Genomic DNA, 21,291 nt, shown 5'->3' with positions numbered 1-21,291 from the left:
CGTACGCGGAGCCCCCTGCACATCCATTGCACACAATGAATTGGAGTTTTTGATGTCTGCACACATCGGTGTCACCGGCCTCGCCGTAATGGGCGCCAACCTGGCCCGCAACCTCGCCCGCAACGGCTTCACGGTTGCCCTGCACAACAGGTCGGTGGAAAAGACCGACGCGCTGCTCGAAAAGCACGGCACGGACGGCGACTTCATCCGCACCGAGACCCTGCAGGAACTGGTCGACTCGCTGGAAAAGCCCCGCCGTGTCCTGATCATGGTCAAGGCCGGCAAGCCGGTCGACTCGGTCATCGAGCAGTTGGAACCGCTGCTCGAAGCCGGCGACATCATCATCGACGCCGGAAACTCGCACTACGAGGACACCCGCCGCCGCGAAGCAGCCCTGGCCAAGAAGGACCTGCACTTCGTCGGCATCGGAGTCTCCGGCGGTGAGGAAGGCGCCCTCAACGGCCCGTCCATCATGCCCGGCGGTTCCAAGGAATCCTACGAAGCCCTCGGTCCCCTGCTGGAGAAAATCGCAGCACACGTGGACGGCAAGCCCTGCTGCGCCTGGATCGGCACCGACGGCGCCGGCCACTTCGTCAAGATGGTCCACAACGGCATCGAATACGCCGACATGCAGGTCATCGGCGAAGCGTTCGACCTCCTGCGCTCCGGCGCGGGCATTGAGCCGGCTGACCAGGCAAAGATCTTCGAAGAGTGGAACAAGGGCGACCTCGCCTCCTTCCTGATCGAAATCTCCGCCCAGGTCCTGGGCCACGTGGACGCCAAGACGGGCAAGCCGTTCGTCGACGTCGTCGTGGACGCGGCAGGCCAGAAGGGTACCGGCCGCTGGACGGTCATCTCCGCGCTGGAACTGGGCTCGCCGGTCTCCGGCATCGCCGAATCGGTCTTCGCCCGTGCCCTGTCCTCGCAGGCAGCGCAGCGCAAGCTTGGCCAGGAGCTGCTTGCCGGCGAGGAAATCGCCGTCGACGTTCCGGAAACCTTCGTTGAGGATGTCCGCCAGGCGCTGTACGCCTCCAAGCTGGTGTCCTACGCCCAGGGCCTGGACATGCTGACGTCCGCGGCCACGGAATATGGCTGGGACCTCAAGCTGGACGAGATCGCCTCCCTCTGGAGGGGCGGCTGCATCATCCGGGCCGAGCTCCTCAAGGAAATCACCAAGGCCTACGCGGCGGAAGACAAGCCGGCCAACCTGCTGTTCGCCCCCGCCTTCACCAAGGCAATCGCCGAGGTCCTGCCGGCATGGCGCCGCGTGGTCTCCACGGCTGTACAGCTGGGCATCCCCGTGCCGGTGTTCTCCTCCTCGCTGGCCTACTACGACGGCCTGCGCCGCAAGCGCCTGCCGGCCGCAGTGATCCAGGGCCAGCGCGACCTCTTCGGTGCCCACACCTACGGCCGCATCGACGCCGAGGGCACGTTCCACACGCTCTGGGGCGAAGACAAGTCCGAAATCGAAGCCGTCGACACCCACTAGGCACTCCACCACTGAAACTGCACAGCCCAGCACGCACCTGCGGCCGGAGCTTCCCGGATATTCTGGGAGGCGCCGGCCGTTGGCGTTCGGTGCAACAAGGCGTGTCCGTCCACCGAGGGAGTCCAAGTGTCCCAGCCAGTAGCGTTGATTACGGGAGCATCCACCGGCATCGGCTTCGAAGCGGCCAAAAAGCTGGGCAGCCAGGGCTTTACGGTCTATGCCGGTGCCCGCCGGGTGGACCTGATGGAGCCCCTCAAGGCCCAGGGCATCAACGTCCTGGCACTTGACGTGACGGACGACGAATCGATGCGCGCCGCCGTCGGACGGGTTCTGGAGGAACGCGGGCGGATCGATGTCCTGGTCAACAACGCCGGCTATGGGTCGTACGGGGCCCTCGAACAGGTGGACCTCGCAGAGGGCAGGCGGCAGTTTGACGTCAACGTCTTCGGGCTTGCCAGGATGACCCAACTGGTGCTGCCGGCCATGCGGGCGGCCGGGCGGGGAAGGATCATCAATATATCCTCCATCGGCGGGAAGTACTACGAACCCCTGGGTGCCTGGTACCACGCCACCAAGTTCGCCGTTGAGGGCATGAGCGACTCGCTGCGGCTGGAGCTCAAGCCGCATGGGATCGAGGTCTGCATCATTGAACCGGCCAGCACGCTCAGTGAATGGGGCCGTATTTCGGCGGACGGGCTGCTTGCCAGCAGCGGCGCAGGTCCGTACGCGGACCAGGCCAGGGACATGGCGGCCGTGCTGGCGTCCACCGACAAGCCGGAACTGTCAACGCCGCCGGAGGTCATCGCGGCGGCAATCCTGCATGCAGCGACGGCGGCGCGACCCAAGACCCGCTATCCGGTGGGCAGGGGAGCGTCAGCCATTCTCGCCCTCAGGAGGATCCTGCCCGACCGGCTTTATGATGCGGCGGTCACCCTGATGCTGAAGCGCATCGCAGGCTAGGCGCCGCAGCGGATGCTCAGATCCGGTATTCGATGTCGTATTCGGCGGGATCCACAGCCGGCTTTGTTTCGCGCTGGGCATCCCGGTGGCGCCATTTGGCGGGCACACCCGTAACGATCGACTCCGGCGGAGCATCCTTGACCACCACGGCGTTGGCGCCCACGGCACTGTCGCGACCGATGGTGATGGGCCCCAGGATCTTGGCGCCGGCGCCGATGGTCACCCGGTCCTCAATGGTGGGGTGGCGCTTGACCTTGGCCAGCGAGCGTCCACCGAGCGTGACGCCGTGATAGATCATGACGTCTTCGCCGATCTCCGCGGTCTCGCCGATGACCACACCCATGCCGTGGTCGATGAAAAAGCGACGCCCGATCGTGGCACCGGGATGTATTTCGATTCCGGTCAGGAAGCGGCCCAGTTGGGACACCAGCCGCGCCGGAAACCGGAGCCCGGGATACCGCCACATTTTGTGCGTCAGGCGGTGGATCCAGATGGCATGCAGCCCTGAATATGCGAAAAAGTTCTCAAAGGAACCCCGGGCCGCCGGGTCATGCGACCGGGCGGCGTCGAGGTCTTCTTTTAGTCTTGCGAAAAAGCCCACAAAGTTCTTTCTACAGGAAATGGGCCGACAGCTGTTGGATCAGCCGCGGATATCGTCATAGAGGACGGTGGAGATGTAACGCTCTCCAAAGTCACAGACGACGGCGACGATGAGCTTACCGGCGTTCTCGGGCCGCTTGGCCAGTTCCAGCGCGCCCCAGACGATGGCACCGGAAGAGATGCCGCCCAGGATGCCTTCCTTGATTCCGAGCTCACGGGCTACCCGTACTGAATCTTCCAGGGTGGCGTCCAGGACCTCGTCGTAGACGTTGGTGTCCAGGATTTCGGGGATGAAGTTGGCGCCGATGCCCTGGATCTTGTGCGGTCCGGGTGCACCGCCGTTCAGGATGGCTGAGTCCTTCGGTTCGATGGCGACGATCTGGACTTCGGGCTTGCGTTCCTTCAGGACCTGGCCGACGCCGGTGACGGTACCGCCGGTTCCGATGCCGGCGACGAAGATGTCCACCTTGCCATCGGTGTCCGTCCAGATTTCCTCGGCCGTGGTGGTGCGGTGGATCTCGGGGTTGGCCTCGTTGGCGAACTGCTGGGCCCAGATGGAGTTCTCCGTGTTGGCCACGATTTCCTGGGCCTTCTCCACGGCGCCGCGCATTCCCTCGGAGCCCGGCGTCAGGACGATCTCGGCGCCGAAGGCCCGAAGCATGACACGGCGTTCGGTTGACATGGTCTCGGGCATCGTCAGGATGACCTTGTAGCCGCGTGCAGCGCCAACCATGGCCAGGGCGATTCCGGTGTTGCCGGAGGTTCCTTCGACAATGGTTCCACCGGGCTTCAGGGCGCCGGACTTTTCGGCGGCGTCAACGATGGCCACACCGATGCGGTCCTTGACGCTGTTGGCCGGGTTGTAGAACTCGAGCTTGACGGCCACAGTGGCATCCAGGCCTTCGGTCAGCCGGTTCAGGCGGACCAGCGGGGTGCCGCCGACAAGCTGCGTTACATCGTCATAGATCCGTGCCATGTAGATATGCCTATCTCTCAAGAGTGAATACTGAGGTCAGCCTAACGATGGCTGTGCAGCGGCTGCTAAGCATTAAGCCATGCAGAGTAATATTTCCTGGCCTTGGCGAGCTTCGGGTTGATGATCACCTGGCAGTAGCCCTGCTCGGGGTGTTTGGCGTAATAGTCCTGATGGAAATCCTCCGCGACATGGAAGCGCGGCAGCCGGCTGACCTCGGTCACGATCGGATGCGCCCACAGTGCCTGGTTCCGTTCAATGGCCTCTTCGAAGAGGATTTTTTCCTCGGTGGTCTCGTAGAACATGGAGGACCGGTACTGCGTGCCGACGTCGTAGCCCTGGCGGTTCAGCGTGGTGGGGTCGTGCAGGGCAAAGAACATGTCCAGGATGACCTCTGCCGGGATGATGTCTTCATCGAATGTGACGGCTACAACCTCGGCGTGGCCGGTGGTGCCGTTGCAGACCGAGTAGTAATCGGGGTGCGGGTCATGGCCGCCGGTGTAGCCGGAAATCACCGAGCTCACGCCCTTGGTTTTCTGGTAAACGGCGTCCAGGCACCAGAAGCAGCCTCCGCCAAGTACAAAAGTTTTCATGACCTCTTCAATGGTTGAGCGTCCCGGATGATTCCCGAGGTGCTTCACGAGACACCTCCAGCGACTGTGCCACATGCGGGCGGGAACGCCGAATGGGGTAAAACTGAGTCTATGGAACCTGTGGACAGCGGCCTTACAGATGCGGACAAGCTCGACGACGGCACCGCGTCAGGGGAGGGTGCGCGGGCGGACGGGTCAGCTCCGCCGACATTGGCCCAGCTGCTGCTGGCGGTGGAAGAACTTTGGCCGGAGTCACTGGCTGAAAACTGGGACGAGGTGGGCCTCGTGGCGGGACGTCCGTCGGCGCCGGTCACCCGGGTGATGTTCGCCGTTGATCCAACGCTGGAGGTAATTGACGAAGCGGTGGAATGGGGTGCCGAGCTGCTGATCACCCACCACCCGTTGCTCCTCAAAGGCGTCACCTCGGTGGCGGCGACCACCGCCAAGGGCCAGGCAATCCACCGGCTCATCGAGTCGGGAACCGCGTTGCTGACCGTTCACACCAATGGTGATTCCGCCGTCGGAGGCGTTTCCGACGTCCTCGCGGACGCTCTGGGCCTGGAGGACGTTTCCCCGCTGACGGTCGCCGCCAACGGGCTGCCCGAAGAAGGCATCGGGCGGGTCGGTGACCTGCCTGAGGTGATGAGCCTGGGTGACTTCGCCGCGCGGGTGTTCGGCATCCTGCCGTCAGTGGCGGGGGGAGTCCGCGTCTCGGGCGACAAGGACGGACTGATACGCCGCGTTGCCGTCTGCGGCGGAGCCGGCGACTCCCTGTTCAACGAGGTCCGGGCAAGCAACGCGGACGTCTATGTCACGGCCGATCTCCGGCACCACCCGGCGTCCGAAGCCCGCGAAGGTGCAGTGAACGGCCGGCCTTACCTTATTGACGTCTCGCACTTCGCCAGCGAATGGCTGTGGTTGCCCGCGGCGGCGTCGGCGCTGGGCAACGTGCTCGCCGACCAGGGGCATGACGTGGAGATTCAGGTGAGCAGCACCAACAGTGATCCGTGGGACTTCATTCTGACCCCGGGCTAAGCCTGGCGTGCGGGGTCATGTCGCCGGGAGCCGGCGGGGACGGAGCGAGGCAGGGGAGCAGGCCAGGCGCTAGAGTCTATAGAGCGCCTGCAGGGTGCCCGGCTACGGCCGGCAGGGATCAAGCGGAGGTATCAGTTGGCTAAGGCAGCACCGGCGGAACAGTTGAAGTTGCTCGAACTGCAGGGGCTGGATGCGAGGCTCAAGTCCCTGTCCAACCGCCGCCGGGCCCTTGAAACCGATCCGCGGATCGAAGACCTGCAATCGGCACTGTCCGTGGCCAACGGCGAACTGGGTGCAGCGAAGATGGCTGTCCACGATGCCGAAACCGAGCTCAAGCGGGCCGAGGCCGACGTCGAACAGGTCGCCTCCAGGATCGAGAGGGACGAAGCGCGGCTCAACAGCGGCACCGGCCTCTCCAAAGACCTCGTGGCACTGCAGAAGGATATTGCGTCCCTGAACAACCGACGCTCCGTGCTGGAGGACATCGAGCTCGAAGTCCTGGAGCGTCTGGACACGCTCCGCGCCAGGCAGGCCGCCCAGCAGCAGATCGTGGATAAGATCCAGGGCTCCTTCAGCGGAATCCGCTCCGAGCTCGACGAGGCCCTGGCCGAGGTTGAAGCGGAAGCCACTGTGGTTCGTGGCAAGCGCGCCGAATTCGCCTCAGGACTCGACGCCGGAATGCTGGCTGTCTACGAAAAGACCCTGGCCAAGCGCGGCGTGGGCGCCGCCCGGCTGTTCCATGGGACATCAGAGGCCTCCGGCATGAAGCTGAGCCCGGGCGACCTCGCCGAGATCAAGGCTGCCGCTGAGGACGACATCGTGTTCTGTCCGGATTCCGGAGCTATCCTGGTGCGCTCCGCAGAGTGGAACTGAATCCAACGAAGGAACAGATCCGGGCGGAGTACGGCCGTACCCGCCGGGAACTTCAGGCGTGGCTGGAAAACGCCACCGCAGGGGACCTTCGCCGCAAGAGCAACGGCACGAAGTGGACGAACGAGGAACTGCTGTTCCACATGGTGTTCGGCTATATGGTGGTCCGCGCCCTCCTGCCCCTGGTCCACGCCGTCAGCAGGCTGCCCCGGCCGGTCGGTACAGGATTTGCCGCGGTTTTGAACGCCGGCACTGGGCCATTCAACGTCGTGAACTACTGGGGATCACGGGCCGCTTCGATGTTTTACAACCGGCGGCGGATGGGCCGGAAACTGGACAAAACCCTGGCAGCCCTGTCCCGCCGGCTCGAACGCGAGACGCCGGCCGGCCTGGCCCGGTCGATGCCATTCCCGGACCGGTGGGACCCCTTTTTCGCTTCCGTGATGACCGTCAATGACGTCTACGCCTACCCGATCCTCCACTTCGACTTCCACGGCAGGCAGCTGAGCCTTGAGGGTTGATTCCTGCCGGTCCTAGCCAGGCAGGAGGATGTTCAGGGTGTGCGGCTTCCGCGCCGAACCGTCCACCAGCTCAGCGTCCCACTTTTCGCGGGCTGCCTTCAGGAGCTGCGACGGCGTCTGCGGGGCTTTGCCGCGGCGGACCAGCAGGTGCCGCGCCAGCTCGCCGCGGGTGTGTTTGGCAAAGTGACTGACTACCTTGCGCACGCCGTCCACCTCAGTGAAAACGTTGACTGCCACCGTCTGCTCCGGCGGCGGGGCCCAGGCTGCCGAGTAAGTGCTGGAGCGGCAGTCCACCAGCAGGTGTCCGGACGATGCCCCGCCGAGGGCCTCGGAAAGCTGCGGTTTCCAGAACGAGGCGAGACGGCCGACGTCGGGCAGTGCCGTTCCCATGGACAGCCGGTAGGCAGGGACACTGTCACCGAAGCGGATGGCACCCCACAGCGCGGAGATCACCAGCACTGCCTCATTGGCCTTCCGGCGCTGCGCCGGGGTCAGGGTTTTGTAGCCGAGGGCGTCATACAGAACACCCGAGTAGATCCGGTGGGCAGGAGCCGCCGGCTCCGCGTGCAGCCGGGTGTTGCGTTCGACGTCGTCCTTCAGTGATGCGCCGACGCCCAGCAGCGCGAGGGCGTCCTCGTGGGCGCTGACGGTTCCCAGTGACTCGAGGACTTTAGCGCGGTACGTGTTCAGTGCCGGAAAACTGAGCGAAGGCCAGTCGACGGCGGATCCGCGGGTTGCGGGGGTCTTGCCCTCGGAGGGTGGAAGCAGAATCAGCACCGTACGATCCTACCGGCGGCGGCAGCGCCGCCTCCGACGGTAGACTGGACGGCGGATGGGTTGACCAGGCGGCCGCGCGTCACGCAAGTGGCTCGAGGAACGTCCGGGCTCCGCAGGGCAGGGTGGTGGGTAACGCCCACTCGGGGTAACCCGCAGGCCAGTGCCACAGAGAACAGACCGCCTGCATCGCGCCGGTTTGAAAGCGGCACGAAGCAGGTAAGGGTGAAACGGTGGTGTAAGAGACCACCAGCTTCCCGGGTGACCGGGAAGGCTAGGTAAACCCCACCCGGAGCAAGGCCAGACAGGACACGTTTGAGGGCTGCCCGCCCGAGTGTCCGGGTAGGCCGCTGGAGGGCGTCGGCAACGGCGTCCGTAGATGGATGGCCGCTACTCCCGCGCCGGCAACGGCACGGGAGCACAGAACCCGGCGTATCGGTCAACCCATCCATTCACCGCGGCCGGTTTGCCCTTAGTGTGAGTGACTTCACGCCCTCGGCGGCGTTCCATGGGCCGCCTCCAGCCTAGAATGGAGACTGAACGTAGAAGTTCTGCCACCGGATCTGCGTTCGCAGCCGGTGGTTTTTCTTTGCGCTTCGCCACGGCGTCCGGGGTGGACCGAATCCCCGGCGACGCCTGCGCCCCGGAGCACCTCCGGCGGCCGACATCCGCATACGAGGACGTATGGGGCTGACCCGAGGAAGGTAGTTCTGTGAGCCAGACATCAGATTCTTGTCTTGATACGTGGATGGGCCGGGAGGCTCTCGCCGAGGCCATGATTCCGGTGATCGGCCGGCTGTACCGCGAAAACAATGTGGTGACGTCCATCCACGGCCGCAGCCTGATCAACAAGTCCACCATGAACATCCTCAAGGCGCACCGTTTCGCCCGCCGCATGAGCAAGGACGAGCTGCTCCTGGAGGACACCGCGCCGCTGCTGAATACCCTGGCTACTCTGCAGCTGGGCGCCGCGGCCATCGACATCGCCCGCCTCAACCAGAAGTTCAAGGCGGAAGGCAACGGCGCCACCCTGGAGGAATTCCTCCGCGCCGAACTGGCCGACGTCGTCGGCAGGTACGGTGCCGACGACCGCACCAGCACCGACGTCGTCCTCTACGGTTTCGGCCGGATCGGGCGGCTGCTGGCGCGCCTCCTCATCGAAAAGGCGGGCGGCGGCCACGGCCTGCGCCTGCGCGCCATCGTGGTGCGCCGTGGTTCGGACAAGGACCTTGCCAAGCGCGCCAGCCTGCTCCGCCGCGACTCGGTACACGGCTCCTTCGAAGGCACCATCCGGGTGGACGAAGAAGCGAACACCATCACCGCCAACGGCGTCCAGGTCCAGGTCATCTACTCGGACAACCCTGCCACCATCGACTACACCGCCTACGGCATCCACAAGGCACTCGTCGTGGACAACACCGGCCGGTGGCGCGACGCAGAGGGACTGTCCCAGCACCTGCAGAGCAATGGCGTGGAACGCGTCCTGCTGACGGCACCGGGCAAGGGCGCCCTGAAGAACATCGTGCACGGCATCAACCACGGCAGCATCGAGGACACCGACCAGATCGTGTCTGCGGCCTCGTGCACCACCAATGCCATCACCCCGGTCCTGAAGGCCATCAACGACAAGTTCGGCGTGATCCACGGGCACGTCGAAACCGTCCACTCCTTCACCAACGACCAGAACCTGATCGACAATTTCCACAAGGGTGACCGCCGCGGCCGCTCCGCCGCACTGAACATGGTCATCACCGAAACCGGAGCGGCCACTGCTGTCGCGAAGGCACTGCCCGAACTCCAGGGCAAGCTTTCCGGCAGCTCCATCCGCGTCCCCACTCCGGACGTCTCGCTGGCCATCCTGAACCTCAGCCTGGAAAACGGCACCACCAAGGACGAGGTGAACGACTACCTGCGCCAGATGTCCCTGCATTCGGACCTGCGCAAGCAGATTGACTACATCGATTCACCCGAGGTTGTGTCCACGGACTTCGTCGGCTCACGCCGTGCCGGCATCGTCGACGGGCTTGCCACGATCTCCAACGACAAGAACGTCATCCTTTACGTCTGGTACGACAACGAATTCGGTTACAGCTGCCAGGTGGTCCGGGTCATGGAGGAAATGGCCGGCGTCAACCCGCCGTCATTCCCCGCCAGGGAATCCGCGGCTGCTTTGGCCGCCATCGCCGTCTAGTCCCAAGCGGGTCCGGGCTTCCCGGAGATTCCCGGCTGATTCGCTGGAATCAGCCGGGAATCGGGATCACACTGGTGAAATGGAAAATGACTCAACCCTCCAGCATGAGACCACCCTCGAACACGCCCTCGACGTAGCCAAAGCCAATCACAAGGAAGCCATCCGGCTCCTGGACCAGGCGCGCGCGGCGAGGAGTGCCGGGGACATCGGCGAGGACAGGGTGCGACAGCTGGAAGCACTCCTTAAACTGGCCGAGGAAGATCTCCGGAGGGTGATGCGGGAGCAGTAGGGGTCCCCGCCCGACGACTCTTCCTCCCCACTGTGGATATCCGTCCCCCTGTCGGTGGGGTGGCCTAGGCTCTTCTGGTGAACTATCTCTTCGGAAGGGCCGGCCGCCCGTGACGGTCAGTTGGGCGGCCTACCGTCGCGCGCGAAGGCGCTCAAGGCAGGCTTGGGCTGTACTGGCGCTGCTGGCTGTGTCCTTGGTGGCGTCGGGAGTCTGGTTCTTTACCGCCGGCCAGTTCGCGGCCGCCGAACCCGCCACGGCAGGACCGGCGGAGGCGCCCGTATTTGACGGTTCCTTCATGAAGCCCGTGATTCCTGCGCACCCCGTGCCGCAGGGGACCGCGCTGGCCGCCCTGGAGGGGCTGCCCGTCAAAGGGCGTGCTCCGAAAGACAACTACCAGCGGGAGGCCTTCGGGCAGGCCTGGCTGGACGTGGACCGGAACGGCTGCGACACCCGGAATGACATCCTGCGCCGTGACCTCACTGCAGTGGTGTTCACCGAGGGTTCCAAATGCCGGGTAGCGTCCGGTGCCATCCGGGAGCCCTACATCGGGCTGGCAGTGGAATTCCGCCGGGGGTCGGAGAGCAGCAAGGAAATACAGATCGACCACGTGGTGGCCCTTGGCGACGCTTGGCAGAAGGGCGCCCAAGGCCTGACGGCCAAGCAACGCCAAAGCCTTGCCAACGACCCCCTGAACCTCATAGCTGCGGACGGTCCCGCCAACCAGGAGAAGGGCGCAGGGGACGCCGCTACCTGGCTGCCCCAGAACAAGAACTTCCGCTGCCACTATGTTGCCCGGCAGATCTCGGTCAAGGCCTCCTACGCGCTGTGGGTCACGCAGCCGGAAAAGGATGCGATGAAGCGGGTCCTGGACTCCTGCCCGGACCAACCCACCCTCGCCGCGGGCTAATGGCCGAACGGATCCGGGTCCACCCCGGGCATCCAGGTCAGTCCGGGCACGCCCCAACCGCTCTTCTTTGCCTGCTTCAGGGCTTTCCTGGCGTAACGGTCCAGCAGCCGGTTGACGTAAAGCTTGCCGTCCAGATGGTCGTACTCGTGCTGGATCACGCGGGCAAACCAGCCGGTCGCTTCGAATTCCACCGGCTGCCCGTTGCCATCAAAGCCTTGCACCCGGGCCCACTCGGCGCGCTTGAGCGGGTACTGGCCGCCCGGGAAGGAGAGGCAGCCTTCTTCCTCTTCGTCGGGGTCGGGCAGTGCGCCGGAAACCTTGGACAGGGTCAGCACCGGGTTGACCAATGCCCCCACCGGGGGAGCGCCGTCGTCGTTGGCGAACTTGTAGACGAACAGCCTTTTTCCCACGCCGACCTGCGGCGCTGCCAGGCCCACTCCGTTCGCGGCGTCGTTGGTTTCAAACATGTCCGCGATCAGGGTGCGCAGTTCGTCGTCGAACACCCGCACCTCAGCGGCACGGCGGTGCAATACCGGTTCCCCCCAGATGGTGATCGGCAGAACTGTCATGTCAGGCGGCCCTTCGTGCGTGCGGCGTGACGCCGGCAAATGTGCAAAAAAATGGAGGCCGCACCGGAATATCCGGTGCGGCCTCCAAACGAACGGCAGCTTCTGCCGTCCCATGAGGGTGAGCTACGGGGGTTGAACCCGCGACCTCCTGGACCACAACCAGGCGCTCTGCCAACTGAGCTAAGCCCACCATGTGCCGCTCAGATGTCCGGTGATCCGGTCATTTGGAAAGGCAACTCAAATAGCTTACCTGCTGTTCGGGGATGCTCGTGCCACTTTCGCGGTTTTTGCAGAAATTTCCCCGAAACGTGGCGCAGATTACTGTCCCGGCGTGGCCGCGCCGTCGGTGATGCGCTTCGCGATTTCCCGGGCTGTGATGCTGTCCGGTCCGGGAGCTGGGACAAAAACAGCCTCCCGGTAGTAGCGGAGTTCGTCGATCGAATCCTGGATATCGCCCAGGGCGCGGTGGCCGCCCTTCTTCGCAGGGGACTGGAAGTATGCCCGCGCAAACCAGCGCCGCGAGAGTTCCTTGATGGTGCTCACATCGATCACGCGGTAGTGCAGGTGTTCCACCACGGCCGGCATGTCGCGGGAGAGAAAGACGCGGTCTGTCCCTACTGAGTTGCCGCCCAACGGTGCCTTGCGCGGGTCCGGCACCCATTTCTCGATGTACTCCATCACCGCGGCCTCGGCCTCGGCCATGGTCTTTCCGTGCGGCAGCTCCTGGAGCAGCCCGGACCGGGTGTGCATGTCCCGGACGAAGTCGTTCATCTGGGCGAGCGCGGAGTCTTCAGGCTTGATGACCACGTCCACGCCGTCACCGAGGACATTGAGCTCCGAGTCCGTGACCAGGGCTGCCACCTCGATCAGGGCGTCGGTCTTGATGTCCAGGCCGGTCATTTCGCAGTCGATCCAGACGATGCGTTCGTTAGATATAGGCACCGGACCAGCCTACCGTTTAGCCCCGCCGCAATCGTCCGATGTTAGGATTTCGGGTACAGAGGGGCGTGAACCTGGCCGCTGTGCTGTGCCTGTGCGGCCGGGCGGCTTCCGCGGCCCGCGGGCCGAAGCGCTGAATGCAAAGAGAATGGACGATCCTGAGATGACGGCGCCTGTGCCTGCAACGGGGGAGATAGCCGCCACTTTGATCCCCGGGCCCGTTGAGGCGGAAGTGGACAACCCGCGGTCCCCGATCCTGGCCGGGTTCGTTGGCTCGGTGTTCATGATGATCGGGTCGTTGGGTGTCGGCTGGCTTGCGCCGGTTTCCGAACTCCGCCGGATGCCGGTCTTCATCTGGATGCGCACGGAAGCGGTGGGTGTTGCCCTTGCCATTGTGCTGCTGGCGATCGGCGGAATGCTTCTGGTCCGGTCGTGGCTGAGGCTGGGCCAGCGGGTCCGTGTCTGGGGGCCCCAAGCACGCAAAGCAACCCTGCAGGCCGTGGCCGCCTGGGGCCTGCCCATGACGTTCACCGTCCCCTTGTTCAGCCGCGATGTCTACGCCTACATCGGCCAGGGCAGGCTGATGGTGGAAGGGTTCAATCCTTACGAGAACGGCATTTCGGCGCTGTCGAACTACTTCCAGCTCGGTGCGGACAAGATGTGGACCGAGGCCCCGGTGCCCTACGGACAGCTGTTCCTCTGGATCGAGCAGTTCGTGGTCTGGTCCACCAACGTCCAGCCCGAGGCCAGCGTCATTTTGTTCAGGCTGGTGGCCATTTTTGGGGTGGGGCTCTGCATCGTCTACGTACCAAAGCTGGCCGAACTCCACGGCGTCAATCCGCACCGCGCCCTCTGGCTCACCGCCGCCAACCCGTTGTTTCTCACCAACTTCATTGCCAGCGTCCACAACGATGCCCTGATGATCGGCCTGGCGCTGGCAGGGCTGTATTACTCGGCAACCCGGCGCGCGGTCCTGGGCATCGTCCTGGTGACACTGTCGATCGCGGTGAAGCCCATCACCATCGTATTCCTGCCGTTCATCGGCCTCCTCTGGGCAGGGAAGAAAGCGGGCTGGTCCAGGAAGTTCCTCTTCTGGGCCCTCACAGCAGGGCTGAGCTTCGCCATTCTCTATGGCCTGAGCCTGGTCAACGGCTTCGGCTTCGGCTGGATCAACGGGCTGTCGGCGCCCGGAAGCATCTTCATCTGGTACGCGCCCGTGGGGCTGGTTGGCCTGGTGGTGGCCACCATCTCGAACGCCTTCGGCCTTGACGGCTGGACGCTGGCCGGTTGGGTCTTCGACGCCGGCAAACTGCTCGCCGTGCTCATCGTCGCCTGGCAGATCTTCAGGGGTGATCATGACCGCCTCATGCGCCGCCTGACGCTGGCGTTCGCGGCCGTGGTGGTCCTCGCCCCGATGATCCAGTCCTGGTATGTGGTCTGGCTCATCCCCTTGTTCGCAGTGACCGGCATCAGGAACGACTGGCAGGTCAAGGCGCTGTATTTCATCGTCTCGTTCTTTATGATCTACGCCATTTCCGACCAGCTGGAGGTCTTCCCCTACCTGCAGACGGAGGACTTGGGCCTTGCCCTGGTGCTGGCACGGGTGGCTTCTGCGGTGACCGGCCTGCTGTTTGGCCTGTACCTGATTTTCTGGGATCCGCGCACCAGGCGCCTGTTCCGCAAGACCCACGATCCCGTCCTCGAGCGCCCGGTTATCTAGCATCCGGATCCAGCGTCCGCAGGTCGGGCCGCGTGACGGGGCTTTCGACTCTGCTGCCGGCCGTGTGCCGCACCTAGGGTCGAAGCATCCCGGTTCTTAAGGAGGTGCCTGATGGGCAGTTCACGGCAGATGCGGACCGGAAGGGCCATGCGGACTGTGGTGGGCGTCTTCGGCCTGCTGGCGGCCCTGGCCGGCATGGAGCACGGGCTGGGGGAGATCCTCCAGGGCCCGGTGGCGCCAGATGGCCTGGTGTTTCGCTCGTGGCCTGGGAACGAGGCGTTCGAGACGCTCGGCGGAGAGCCGGCCATGACAGTGATCCCCAATCTGCTGGTTTCCGGGATCCTCACCGTGGTGGTCGCCGCCGTGTTCGCAATCTGGGCGGTCACGGGGATTCAACGCCGGCACGGATCCTTGGGGCTGATCGGCCTTTCGCTGGCGGGGCGTCAGGGCTGATGGTCCGTTCGGGGCAGCCGGGCCGGACCGCCCGGGTGCTGGCCAGGATCTGGCCGTGGGCGCTGGGCATCGGGGTGGCGGGTTACCTCGGACTGGTTCCGGGGACGCTCGTACTGCAGGGACTGTGGGGATCACCGCCGGAAACGCTGGTGTACGGGCTTATGGTGGCGGCCTTCGGCGGGGTGCTGTTGGCGCTGGCCGGAGCCCGTTCCAGCAGCCGGCTTGAGGCCTTGCCTGTCCCGGTCCGGACCCGGCGCCGCCCGAGGTCACGGACGCTGCGCTGACTCCGTGCTGTCGAGGCTGCCGGTCACCCTCCCGCGGCGACCGGGGCCGGGAGGTTCCGCAGGGCTTCCTTCCGGGACAGCGGACTCAACCGGGTGCCATGCTCTGCCACGAAGCCACGGACCCACCCCGGTTCTGTTTTGGCATATTCGCGTAACGCCCAGCCAATGGCCTTGCGGATGAAGAACTCCGGGTCGGCCATGTTGGGTTCGATGACCGCCCGCAACAGGGCCTGGTCGGTGCGGGTTTTGGCCTTCAGCTGGGACGTGATCGAGGCGCGCCGGATCCAGAAATCCTCGTCCCTGCTCCAGTCGAGCAGCACTCCGGTCATCATGGTGCGGTGGGCCTCAAGCAGGCCGTACAGGCGGTGCGCCACTGCGTCCACGAAATCCCACCAGGCTCCGGTGCGGATGATTTCCTCGTAGACGGGCAGCATCAGTTGATCACCGGCCACCATGCGAAGGCCCGTCAGGTCGATAGCCGCGTACCGTTCCTCCCTGGCCGCGGCATGGCGCCAGAGTTCCAGTACCGTTGCGCGAAGCTGGCCAGCGGACGTGAACGGATGGGCGGCGGCGGCCGCGAGGGCCAGCCGCCTGACCTCCGGCACCCTGATGCCCAGGGAGGGCAGGGTGGACTTCATGTAGGCCTGGGCCCCGGCCCCGCGCACCGGGTCCTCATGTTCCAACAGTTCCGCCCTTACCGCGGCCAGTACTTCAAGGTTCGGCGCTTCAGCGCCCGGCACTTCATTCTCGGACATGGGGTAACTCTAAGGGCGGACGGGGCTGCCCGTACGGGGGGCCTGCACCCACCCCATCCGGTCCAGCCAGGCCGCACACAGCGCTGTCCACTGGTCCGGCCCCGGCACCTCACGGGCAAGGCCCAGGCCGTGGCTGCCGTGCGGAAACACATGGAGCTCGGCGGGAACGCCGGCGCGCGCCAGTGACCCGGTGTAGGCAAGGCTGTGATGAACGGACACCGCCGCGTCGTCGGCGGTGTGCCACACAAAGGCGGGCGGGGTGGCAGCTGTGACCTGCAGATCGGCGGACAGTGCCCGGAGCAGATCCCCCGACGGCGACCCGCCCAGTAAGTTGTGGACGGATCCCTGATGGGGGTCATCCAGGCAGGACACCACGGGATAGCAGAGAACTGCCAGGTCCGGCACCGCTGCCTGGACGTCAAGGAGGGAATTTCCGGTGGCGGCCGCCGTCGACAGGGTTGCCGCCAGATGACCTCCCGCCGAAAAGCCCAGGACGCCCACACGGGTGCTGTCCACGGAGAGGCCAAGGCCGCCGCCGCGAATGCGAAGCATGGCCTCCTTGGCATCCTCCAGCGGCGCCGGGTGCCGGTCCGGCGCGACGCGGTACCGCAGCACAAAAGCATGGATTCCCAGGCCGGCCAGCCAGGCCGCCACCGGTTCGGCCTCGTGGCCGGCCTGGCGGGCATACCCTCCACCGGGGAGGACCAGCATTGCCGGGCGCGGGCCGGTGTCGGTGCCGCAGGCCTGGACGGCCGTGAACGCGCCGGGGAGCACCCTCAGGCCACTGTTTCGGTGCTGCGCCGGAGCGTCACCTTGCCGGTGACCGGGGATGGTGCTGCGCCGTCGCCGTCCCTGCCGGCCGCACTGCGGGCTGCCTGCCTGCCGATTTCCTCGAGGGGAAGGTGGACGGTGGAAAGCGCAGGGCGGAAATCCCGCAGGGTTTCGATATCATCAAAACCGGCGACGGTGGCGTCGCGCGGGATCCGCAGTCCTTGGGAGCGAAGTGCGGCTGCTGCCCCGATCGCCATCACGTCATTCACGGCGAAAATACACAGCGGTGCCGGAGCAGCTGCCGGCGGTGCGGCCGGGGCCGGGCGGTCATCCGATGGGGCAGCGCCCCCGGGTCGTGCGGCTTTGATCCGTGCCGCAATGGCGAGCCCGGCGTCGAAGCCGCCTGACCTGTTGAAGGAGGTCCGCAGGACCTCTGCTGCCGGCCGGCCCGCAGCAGACAGTCCTTGCTGGAACCCGCGGATCCGGTCATCGGAGGTGAGCAGTCCCTCAGGCCCGCCGATGATGACAAACTCCCCTTCACGGGTGGCGGCCAGTTCTGATGCGAGCTGCGCCGCCAGCTCTTCATTGGGGACCTGTACCACGTGGTAACCCTCTTCAGTGGCGGCTCCAACGACCGCGTGGCCCACTACGGCGACCTGGCCGCCGTTGCGGCAGTAGCGGTCCAGTTCCGCGGCCAGTTCGGCGTTGCCCTCCACGTCCTCCGGGCGGGACATGCGGGACCCCGCAATAACGATGGAGTCCGCCCGCCGGGCGGCGAAGGCTGCCACGGCCTCCTTCTCACTTGCCGGGGCACCCTCAGTGCTCGCAAGCAGCACCATTTTTCGCTGTTCCCGGGCCGCCTCCTGCACGCCGCGGGCGATCGCGGAAAAGTAGGGATCTGCGATGTCATGCACGATCAGCCCGATCAGGCCGGAACTGGATTTGGCCAGACCCTGGGCCTGGGCATTGGGGATGTAGCCAAGGGATTCCGCGGCCTGGCGCACGCGGTCCGCTATGTCCTTGCCGGGTATCCTGGCGGACCCGTTCAGAACCCGTGAGGCTGTGGCGGGCGAGACGCCGGCGAGCCGGGCCACCTCGGTAAGGGTGCTTGCTGCCACGGCCTCTCCTGCTTTCTGTCGTTTGGGACACTGACGCGCTGAGTTCAGTATGGCAGTTTGAAACTGGCAGAGGAAAGCGCTTGCCAAGGATGGATCCGGTGATGCATCATTGACTCAGTGGGAATGCGCTTTCCCAATAGGCTTGAGTAACACTGCTCACTCACCGTGGAGGACACATGGGCTTCGAAACAAAGACGATCCGCATCGCCATGAACGGCATCACCGGCCGGATGGGTTACCGCCAGCACCTGCTGCGTTCCATCCTCCCCATCCGTGACGCCGGCGGCTTCACCCTGGAGGACGGCACCCGCGTCCAGGTCGAACCGATCCTGGTGGGCCGCAACGAAGCCAAGATCCGCGAACTCGCTGAACTGCACAAGGTTTCCGAGTGGACCACCGACCTCGACTCCGTCATCAACGACCCCACTGTGGACATCATCTTTGATGCCTCGATGACCAGCCTCCGCGCCGCAACCCTGAAGAAGGCGATGCTGGCCGGAAAGCACATTTTCACCGAGAAGCCCACCGCAGAGACCCTTGAAGAGGCCATCGAACTGGCACGCATCGGCAAGGAAGCCGGGGTCACCGCAGGCGTCGTGCACGACAAGCTCTACCTGCCCGGCCTGGTCAAGCTGCGCCGCCTGGTGGACGAAGGCTTCTTCGGCCGCATCCTCTCCATCCGCGGCGAGTTCGGCTACTGGGTCTTCGAAGGCGACGTGCAGGCAGCCCAGCGTCCGTCCTGGAACTACCGCAAGGAAGACGGCGGCGGAATGACCACGGACATGTTCTGCCACTGGAACTACGTCCTTGAAGGCATCATCGGCAAGGTCAAGAGCGTCAATGCCAAGACCGCCACCCACATCCCCGCGCGCTGGGACGAAGCAGGCAAGGAATACAAGGCAACGGCCGACGACGCCTCCTACGGCATCTTCGAGCTCGAGACCCCGGCCGGTGAGCCTGTCATCGGCCAGATCAACTCCTCCTGGGCAGTCCGGGTCTACCGCGACGAACTGGTGGAGTTCCAGATTGACGGCACGCACGGTTCCGCCGTGGCCGGCCTGAACAAGTGCGTTGCCCAGCAGCGCGCACACACACCCAAGCCGGTCTGGAACCCGGACCTGCCCGTCACCGAATCCTTCCGCAGCCAGTGGCAGGAAGTCCCGGCCAATGCAGAGCTGGACAACGGCTTCAAGCTGCAGTGGGAGGAGTTCCTCCGCGACGTCGTCGCCGGCCGCGAGCACCGCTTCGGCCTGCTTTCGGCTGCCCGCGGAGTCCAGCTCGCTGAGCTGGGCCTGCAGTCCAACGACGAACGGCGCACCATCGACATCCCGGAGATCACGCTCTGATGACTTCCCTGATCCTTCCTTCCAGCGACGGCGGCACGCGCGAGTACCGCCTCCAGGGCGGCACGTCGTGGGCGCGTCCCACTGCCCCGCTCACTGCCCGCCGCGCCTACGCCGCCGCGCACGTGATCCCCGAGGTCCTGGGCGACAACACGCCCGGCGCTCCCGCCAGCCTCGACTGGGACGCCACCATGGCATACCGCCACGAACTCTGGTCCTACGGCCTCGGCGTCGCCGATGCCATGGACACCGCCCAGCGCGGCATGGGACTTGACTGGGCTGCGACCCAGCAGCTCATCAAGCGCACCGGTGTAGAGGCAGCATCCGTGGCCTCCGCCGGTAACGCCGCAACCGCCGGCAGGTCGGTGCGCGACCTCGTCGCCTGCGGAGCCGGCACGGACCAGCTCGACATGGCCGCACTGCCCACCGGAGAGGCCGGACTTGCTGCCGTCCTCGATGCCTACCGCGAGCAGATCGCCGTCGTGTCCGAAGCCGGACCAAAGGTCATCCTGATGGCCTCCCGCGCCCTCGCCAGGGTGGCCACCAGCCCGGACGACTACCTGAAGGTGTACTCCACCCTGCTCCAGGAAGTGGACCAGCCTGTCATCCTGCACTGGCTCGGGACGATGTTCGATCCCGCCCTGGCCGGCTACTGGGGTTCAGCTGACGTGGCACAGGCCACCGACACGTTCCTCTCCCTGATCCGCGACAACGCGGACAAGGTTGACGGTGTCAAGGTTTCCCTGCTCGATGCCAGCCACGAGGTTGCCCTCCGCGCCGTGCTGCCCGAAGGCGTCCGCCTCTACACCGGGGACGACTTCAACTACCCCGAACTGATCGACGGCGACGGCAGCCACCACTCGGACGCCCTGCTGGGGATCTTCGCCGCCATCTACCCGGCCGCCTCCGTCGCATTGCAGCACTACGACGCCGGCAACGGCGTCAAGGCTCGCGAAATTCTGGACTCCACCCGCGAACTGGGCAAACACATCTTCAGCGCACCCACGTTCTACTACAAGACCGGGATCGCCTTTATGTCCTGGCTCAACGGCAAGCAGCCCGGCTTCCAAATGGTGGGCGGCCTGCACTCCGGCCGGTCCGTATGCCACCTCGCCAGGACGTTCGAACTCGCCGACCAGGCGGGACTGCTGAAGGACCCGGCCCTCGCCGCATTCCGGATGTCGGACTACCTGCGGATCAACGGAGTGGGAGCATGACCGTGAATTCAGACGCATCGCCGTTCTCCCGCCTCGCGATCAACAGCGCCACCACCAAGAAATGGACCCTCGCCCAGGTTGTGGACGGTTGCGTCAACGCCGGCATCCCGTCGATCGGGCCGTGGCGTGACCGCGTTGAAGAAGCCGGCCTGGACAAAGCGGCACGCCTGATCAAGGACGCCGGGCTGCGGGTCTCATCCCTCTGCCGCGGTGGCTTCCTCACCGCCGCCGATGCCGAGGGGCAGGCCGCCGCGCTGGCCGACAACCGGGCAGCCATCCTCGAAGCCGTGGCCCTGGACACCAAGGAGCTGTTCCTGGTGGTGGGTGGCCTGGCGCCCGGGGAGAAGGACGTGGTGGCTGCGCGCCGACGCGTCGCAGACCGCCTGGCTGATCTGGCCCCCTTCGCCCAGGAGAACGGGGTGCGCCTCGTCCTGGAACCGTTGCACCCGATGTACGCCGCAGACCGGGCCCTCGTCTCCACGTTGGGCCAGGCACTGGATCTGGCAGCACCCTTCGACGCCTCCACGGTGGGCGTCGCCATCGACACCTTCCATGTCTGGTGGGACCCGGAGCTCAGGGCCCAGATCGCGCGGGCCGGCCGGGAGGGCCGGATCGCCTCCTACCAGGTGTGCGACTTCAACATGCCCATGGCCCCGGATCCGCTGCTGTCCCGCGGTTACATGGGCGACGGCGTCGTGGACTTCGCCACGATTGGAACCTGGGTGCGCGAGGCAGGCTACACCGGTGACATCGAAGTCGAAATCTTTAATCAGGAGATCTGGGACACGGACGGCAACACCGTCCTGGCCACGGTCAAGGAGCGGTACAAGGAGCTTGTCCTCCCGTACGCCTGACCTGATTCAGACCGCGGGCTCCTGCTACGTCACGGCAGGAGCCTGCGCCCCACCAGCAAAAGGACC

23 protein-coding genes, 1 tRNA gene and 1 other RNA gene are annotated in these 21,291 nt (G+C 65.4%); 15 read left to right on the top strand and 10 right to left on the bottom strand.

Translation table 11 applies throughout. The annotated features are described in order from the left end of the window. Positions 1-52: 52 nt before the first annotated feature. Positions 53-1,489: an NADP-dependent phosphogluconate dehydrogenase gene (gnd, locus tag ABIA70_RS01055; protein WP_354145777.1), complete on the top strand. Its 1,437-nt coding sequence runs from the start codon at positions 53-55 to the stop codon at positions 1,487-1,489. A 126-nt stretch (positions 1,490-1,615) separates the two neighbouring features. After that, positions 1,616-2,449 (top strand): oxidoreductase, encoded by an 834-nt coding sequence (locus tag ABIA70_RS01050; protein ID WP_354145776.1) that lies wholly within the window; start codon positions 1,616-1,618, stop codon positions 2,447-2,449. A gap of 16 nt (positions 2,450-2,465) precedes the next feature. On the opposite strand, the gene epsC is transcribed toward ABIA70_RS01050, so the two are convergent. The 3 genes from epsC to msrA form a co-directional block, all read right to left on the bottom strand. Further along, complete coding sequence (gene epsC / locus ABIA70_RS01045) at positions 2,466-3,050, bottom strand: serine O-acetyltransferase EpsC (RefSeq protein WP_354145775.1); 585 nt, start codon at positions 3,048-3,050, stop codon at positions 2,466-2,468. A gap of 39 nt (positions 3,051-3,089) precedes the next feature. Further along, entirely contained in the window at positions 3,090-4,025 is a 936-nt protein-coding gene (gene cysK / locus ABIA70_RS01040; protein WP_354145774.1) for a cysteine synthase A, read from the bottom strand. 65 nt (positions 4,026-4,090) lie between these two features. Then, on the bottom strand, positions 4,091-4,615 hold the full coding sequence (gene msrA / locus ABIA70_RS01035) for a peptide-methionine (S)-S-oxide reductase MsrA (protein ID WP_354145773.1): 525 nt from the start codon (positions 4,613-4,615) through the stop codon (positions 4,091-4,093). A 111-nt stretch (positions 4,616-4,726) separates the two neighbouring features. Between msrA and ABIA70_RS01030 the strand changes: the two genes are divergently transcribed. The 3 genes from ABIA70_RS01030 to ABIA70_RS01020 all read left to right on the top strand — a co-directional run bounded on the left by ABIA70_RS01030 (position 4,727) and on the right by ABIA70_RS01020 (position 7,041). Next, positions 4,727-5,650, top strand: coding sequence for a Nif3-like dinuclear metal center hexameric protein (locus tag ABIA70_RS01030; RefSeq protein WP_354145772.1), 924 nt, complete (start codon positions 4,727-4,729; stop codon positions 5,648-5,650). A 135-nt stretch (positions 5,651-5,785) separates the two neighbouring features. Next, complete coding sequence (locus ABIA70_RS01025) at positions 5,786-6,523, top strand: zinc ribbon domain-containing protein (RefSeq protein WP_354145771.1); 738 nt, start codon at positions 5,786-5,788, stop codon at positions 6,521-6,523. Then, a complete protein-coding gene (locus tag ABIA70_RS01020; RefSeq protein WP_354145770.1) occupies positions 6,514-7,041 on the top strand; it encodes a DinB family protein in 528 nt (175 codons plus the stop codon). The genes ABIA70_RS01025 and ABIA70_RS01020 overlap by 10 nt, the downstream gene beginning before the upstream one ends. Positions 7,042-7,053: 12 nt before the next feature. On the opposite strand, the gene ABIA70_RS01015 is transcribed toward ABIA70_RS01020, so the two are convergent. After that, positions 7,054-7,818 (bottom strand): YaaA family protein, encoded by a 765-nt coding sequence (locus ABIA70_RS01015; RefSeq protein WP_354145769.1) that lies wholly within the window; start codon positions 7,816-7,818, stop codon positions 7,054-7,056. A 56-nt stretch (positions 7,819-7,874) separates the two neighbouring features. On the opposite strand from ABIA70_RS01015, the gene rnpB reads away from it, so the two are divergent. The 4 genes from rnpB (at position 7,875) to ABIA70_RS00995 (ending at position 11,202) form a co-directional block, all read left to right on the top strand. Continuing rightward, positions 7,875-8,266: RNase P RNA component class A (rnpB, locus tag ABIA70_RS01010), an RNA gene on the top strand. Positions 8,267-8,527: 261 nt separating this feature from the next. Then, positions 8,528-10,006, top strand: a complete 1,479-nt coding sequence (locus tag ABIA70_RS01005; protein ID WP_354145768.1) for a glyceraldehyde-3-phosphate dehydrogenase — start codon at positions 8,528-8,530, stop codon at positions 10,004-10,006. A 79-nt stretch (positions 10,007-10,085) separates the two neighbouring features. Next, positions 10,086-10,295: a hypothetical protein gene (locus ABIA70_RS01000; RefSeq protein ID WP_354145767.1), complete on the top strand. Its 210-nt coding sequence runs from the start codon at positions 10,086-10,088 to the stop codon at positions 10,293-10,295. Between the two features lie 109 nt (positions 10,296-10,404). Further along, positions 10,405-11,202: an HNH endonuclease family protein gene (locus ABIA70_RS00995; protein WP_354145766.1), complete on the top strand. Its 798-nt coding sequence runs from the start codon at positions 10,405-10,407 to the stop codon at positions 11,200-11,202. Here ABIA70_RS00995 and def read toward each other — a convergent pair. The 3 genes from def to orn form a co-directional block, all read right to left on the bottom strand. Then, positions 11,199-11,771, bottom strand: a complete 573-nt coding sequence (gene def / locus ABIA70_RS00990; RefSeq protein ID WP_354145765.1) for a peptide deformylase — start codon at positions 11,769-11,771, stop codon at positions 11,199-11,201. The two genes, ABIA70_RS00995 and def, sit on opposite strands and share 4 nt — an antisense overlap. 117 nt (positions 11,772-11,888) lie before the next feature. After that, positions 11,889-11,961, bottom strand: a tRNA-His gene (locus ABIA70_RS00985). Positions 11,962-12,089: 128 nt separating this feature from the next. After that, a complete protein-coding gene (orn, locus tag ABIA70_RS00980) occupies positions 12,090-12,713 on the bottom strand; it encodes an oligoribonuclease (protein ID WP_354145764.1) in 624 nt (207 codons plus the stop codon). Positions 12,714-12,873: 160 nt separating this feature from the next. On the opposite strand from orn, the gene mptB reads away from it, so the two are divergent. From mptB to ABIA70_RS00965, 3 genes are all read left to right on the top strand, one after another. After that, positions 12,874-14,430, top strand: coding sequence for a polyprenol phosphomannose-dependent alpha 1,6 mannosyltransferase MptB (mptB, locus tag ABIA70_RS00975; protein ID WP_502917163.1), 1,557 nt, complete (start codon positions 12,874-12,876; stop codon positions 14,428-14,430). Positions 14,431-14,541: 111 nt separating this feature from the next. Continuing rightward, positions 14,542-14,883 (top strand): hypothetical protein, encoded by a 342-nt coding sequence (locus ABIA70_RS00970; RefSeq protein ID WP_354145762.1) that lies wholly within the window; start codon positions 14,542-14,544, stop codon positions 14,881-14,883. Continuing rightward, complete coding sequence (locus ABIA70_RS00965; protein ID WP_354145761.1) at positions 14,883-15,167, top strand: hypothetical protein; 285 nt, start codon at positions 14,883-14,885, stop codon at positions 15,165-15,167. Before ABIA70_RS00970 ends, ABIA70_RS00965 begins: the two co-directional genes overlap by 1 nt. A 23-nt stretch (positions 15,168-15,190) precedes the next feature. Here ABIA70_RS00965 and ABIA70_RS00960 read toward each other — a convergent pair whose 3' ends face one another. Genes ABIA70_RS00960 through ABIA70_RS00950 form a run of 3 tightly spaced genes read right to left on the bottom strand, consistent with a single transcriptional unit; the run spans position 15,191 to position 17,811 of the window. Beyond that, positions 15,191-15,922 (bottom strand): DNA alkylation repair protein, encoded by a 732-nt coding sequence (locus ABIA70_RS00960; RefSeq protein ID WP_354145760.1) that lies wholly within the window; start codon positions 15,920-15,922, stop codon positions 15,191-15,193. A gap of 9 nt (positions 15,923-15,931) precedes the next feature. After that, on the bottom strand, positions 15,932-16,696 hold the full coding sequence (locus ABIA70_RS00955; protein ID WP_354145759.1) for an alpha/beta hydrolase: 765 nt from the start codon (positions 16,694-16,696) through the stop codon (positions 15,932-15,934). 2 nt (positions 16,697-16,698) lie between these two features. Then, positions 16,699-17,811 (bottom strand): LacI family DNA-binding transcriptional regulator, encoded by a 1,113-nt coding sequence (locus tag ABIA70_RS00950; protein WP_354145758.1) that lies wholly within the window; start codon positions 17,809-17,811, stop codon positions 16,699-16,701. A 176-nt stretch (positions 17,812-17,987) separates the two neighbouring features. Here ABIA70_RS00950 and ABIA70_RS00945 point away from each other — a divergent pair, with 176 nt between their 5' ends. From ABIA70_RS00945 to ABIA70_RS00935, 3 genes are read left to right on the top strand one after another with little or no spacing between them, the layout of a single operon-like run. Continuing rightward, positions 17,988-19,157: a Gfo/Idh/MocA family protein gene (locus ABIA70_RS00945; RefSeq protein ID WP_108600086.1), complete on the top strand. Its 1,170-nt coding sequence runs from the start codon at positions 17,988-17,990 to the stop codon at positions 19,155-19,157. Continuing rightward, positions 19,157-20,371, top strand: a complete 1,215-nt coding sequence (locus ABIA70_RS00940; RefSeq protein ID WP_354145757.1) for a dihydrodipicolinate synthase family protein — start codon at positions 19,157-19,159, stop codon at positions 20,369-20,371. The genes ABIA70_RS00945 and ABIA70_RS00940 overlap by 1 nt, the downstream gene beginning before the upstream one ends. Further along, positions 20,368-21,225 (top strand): sugar phosphate isomerase/epimerase family protein, encoded by an 858-nt coding sequence (locus tag ABIA70_RS00935; protein ID WP_354145756.1) that lies wholly within the window; start codon positions 20,368-20,370, stop codon positions 21,223-21,225. The genes ABIA70_RS00940 and ABIA70_RS00935 overlap by 4 nt, the downstream gene beginning before the upstream one ends. The last annotated feature ends 66 nt before the right edge of the window (positions 21,226-21,291 follow it).

The organism is Arthrobacter sp. 754 (assembly GCF_040548695.1).
Taxonomy (GTDB): Bacteria; Actinomycetota; Actinomycetes; order Actinomycetales; family Micrococcaceae; genus Arthrobacter.
Note: the sequence above shows the minus strand (reverse complement) of the source record. Positions and strands in the feature narration are given on the sequence as shown.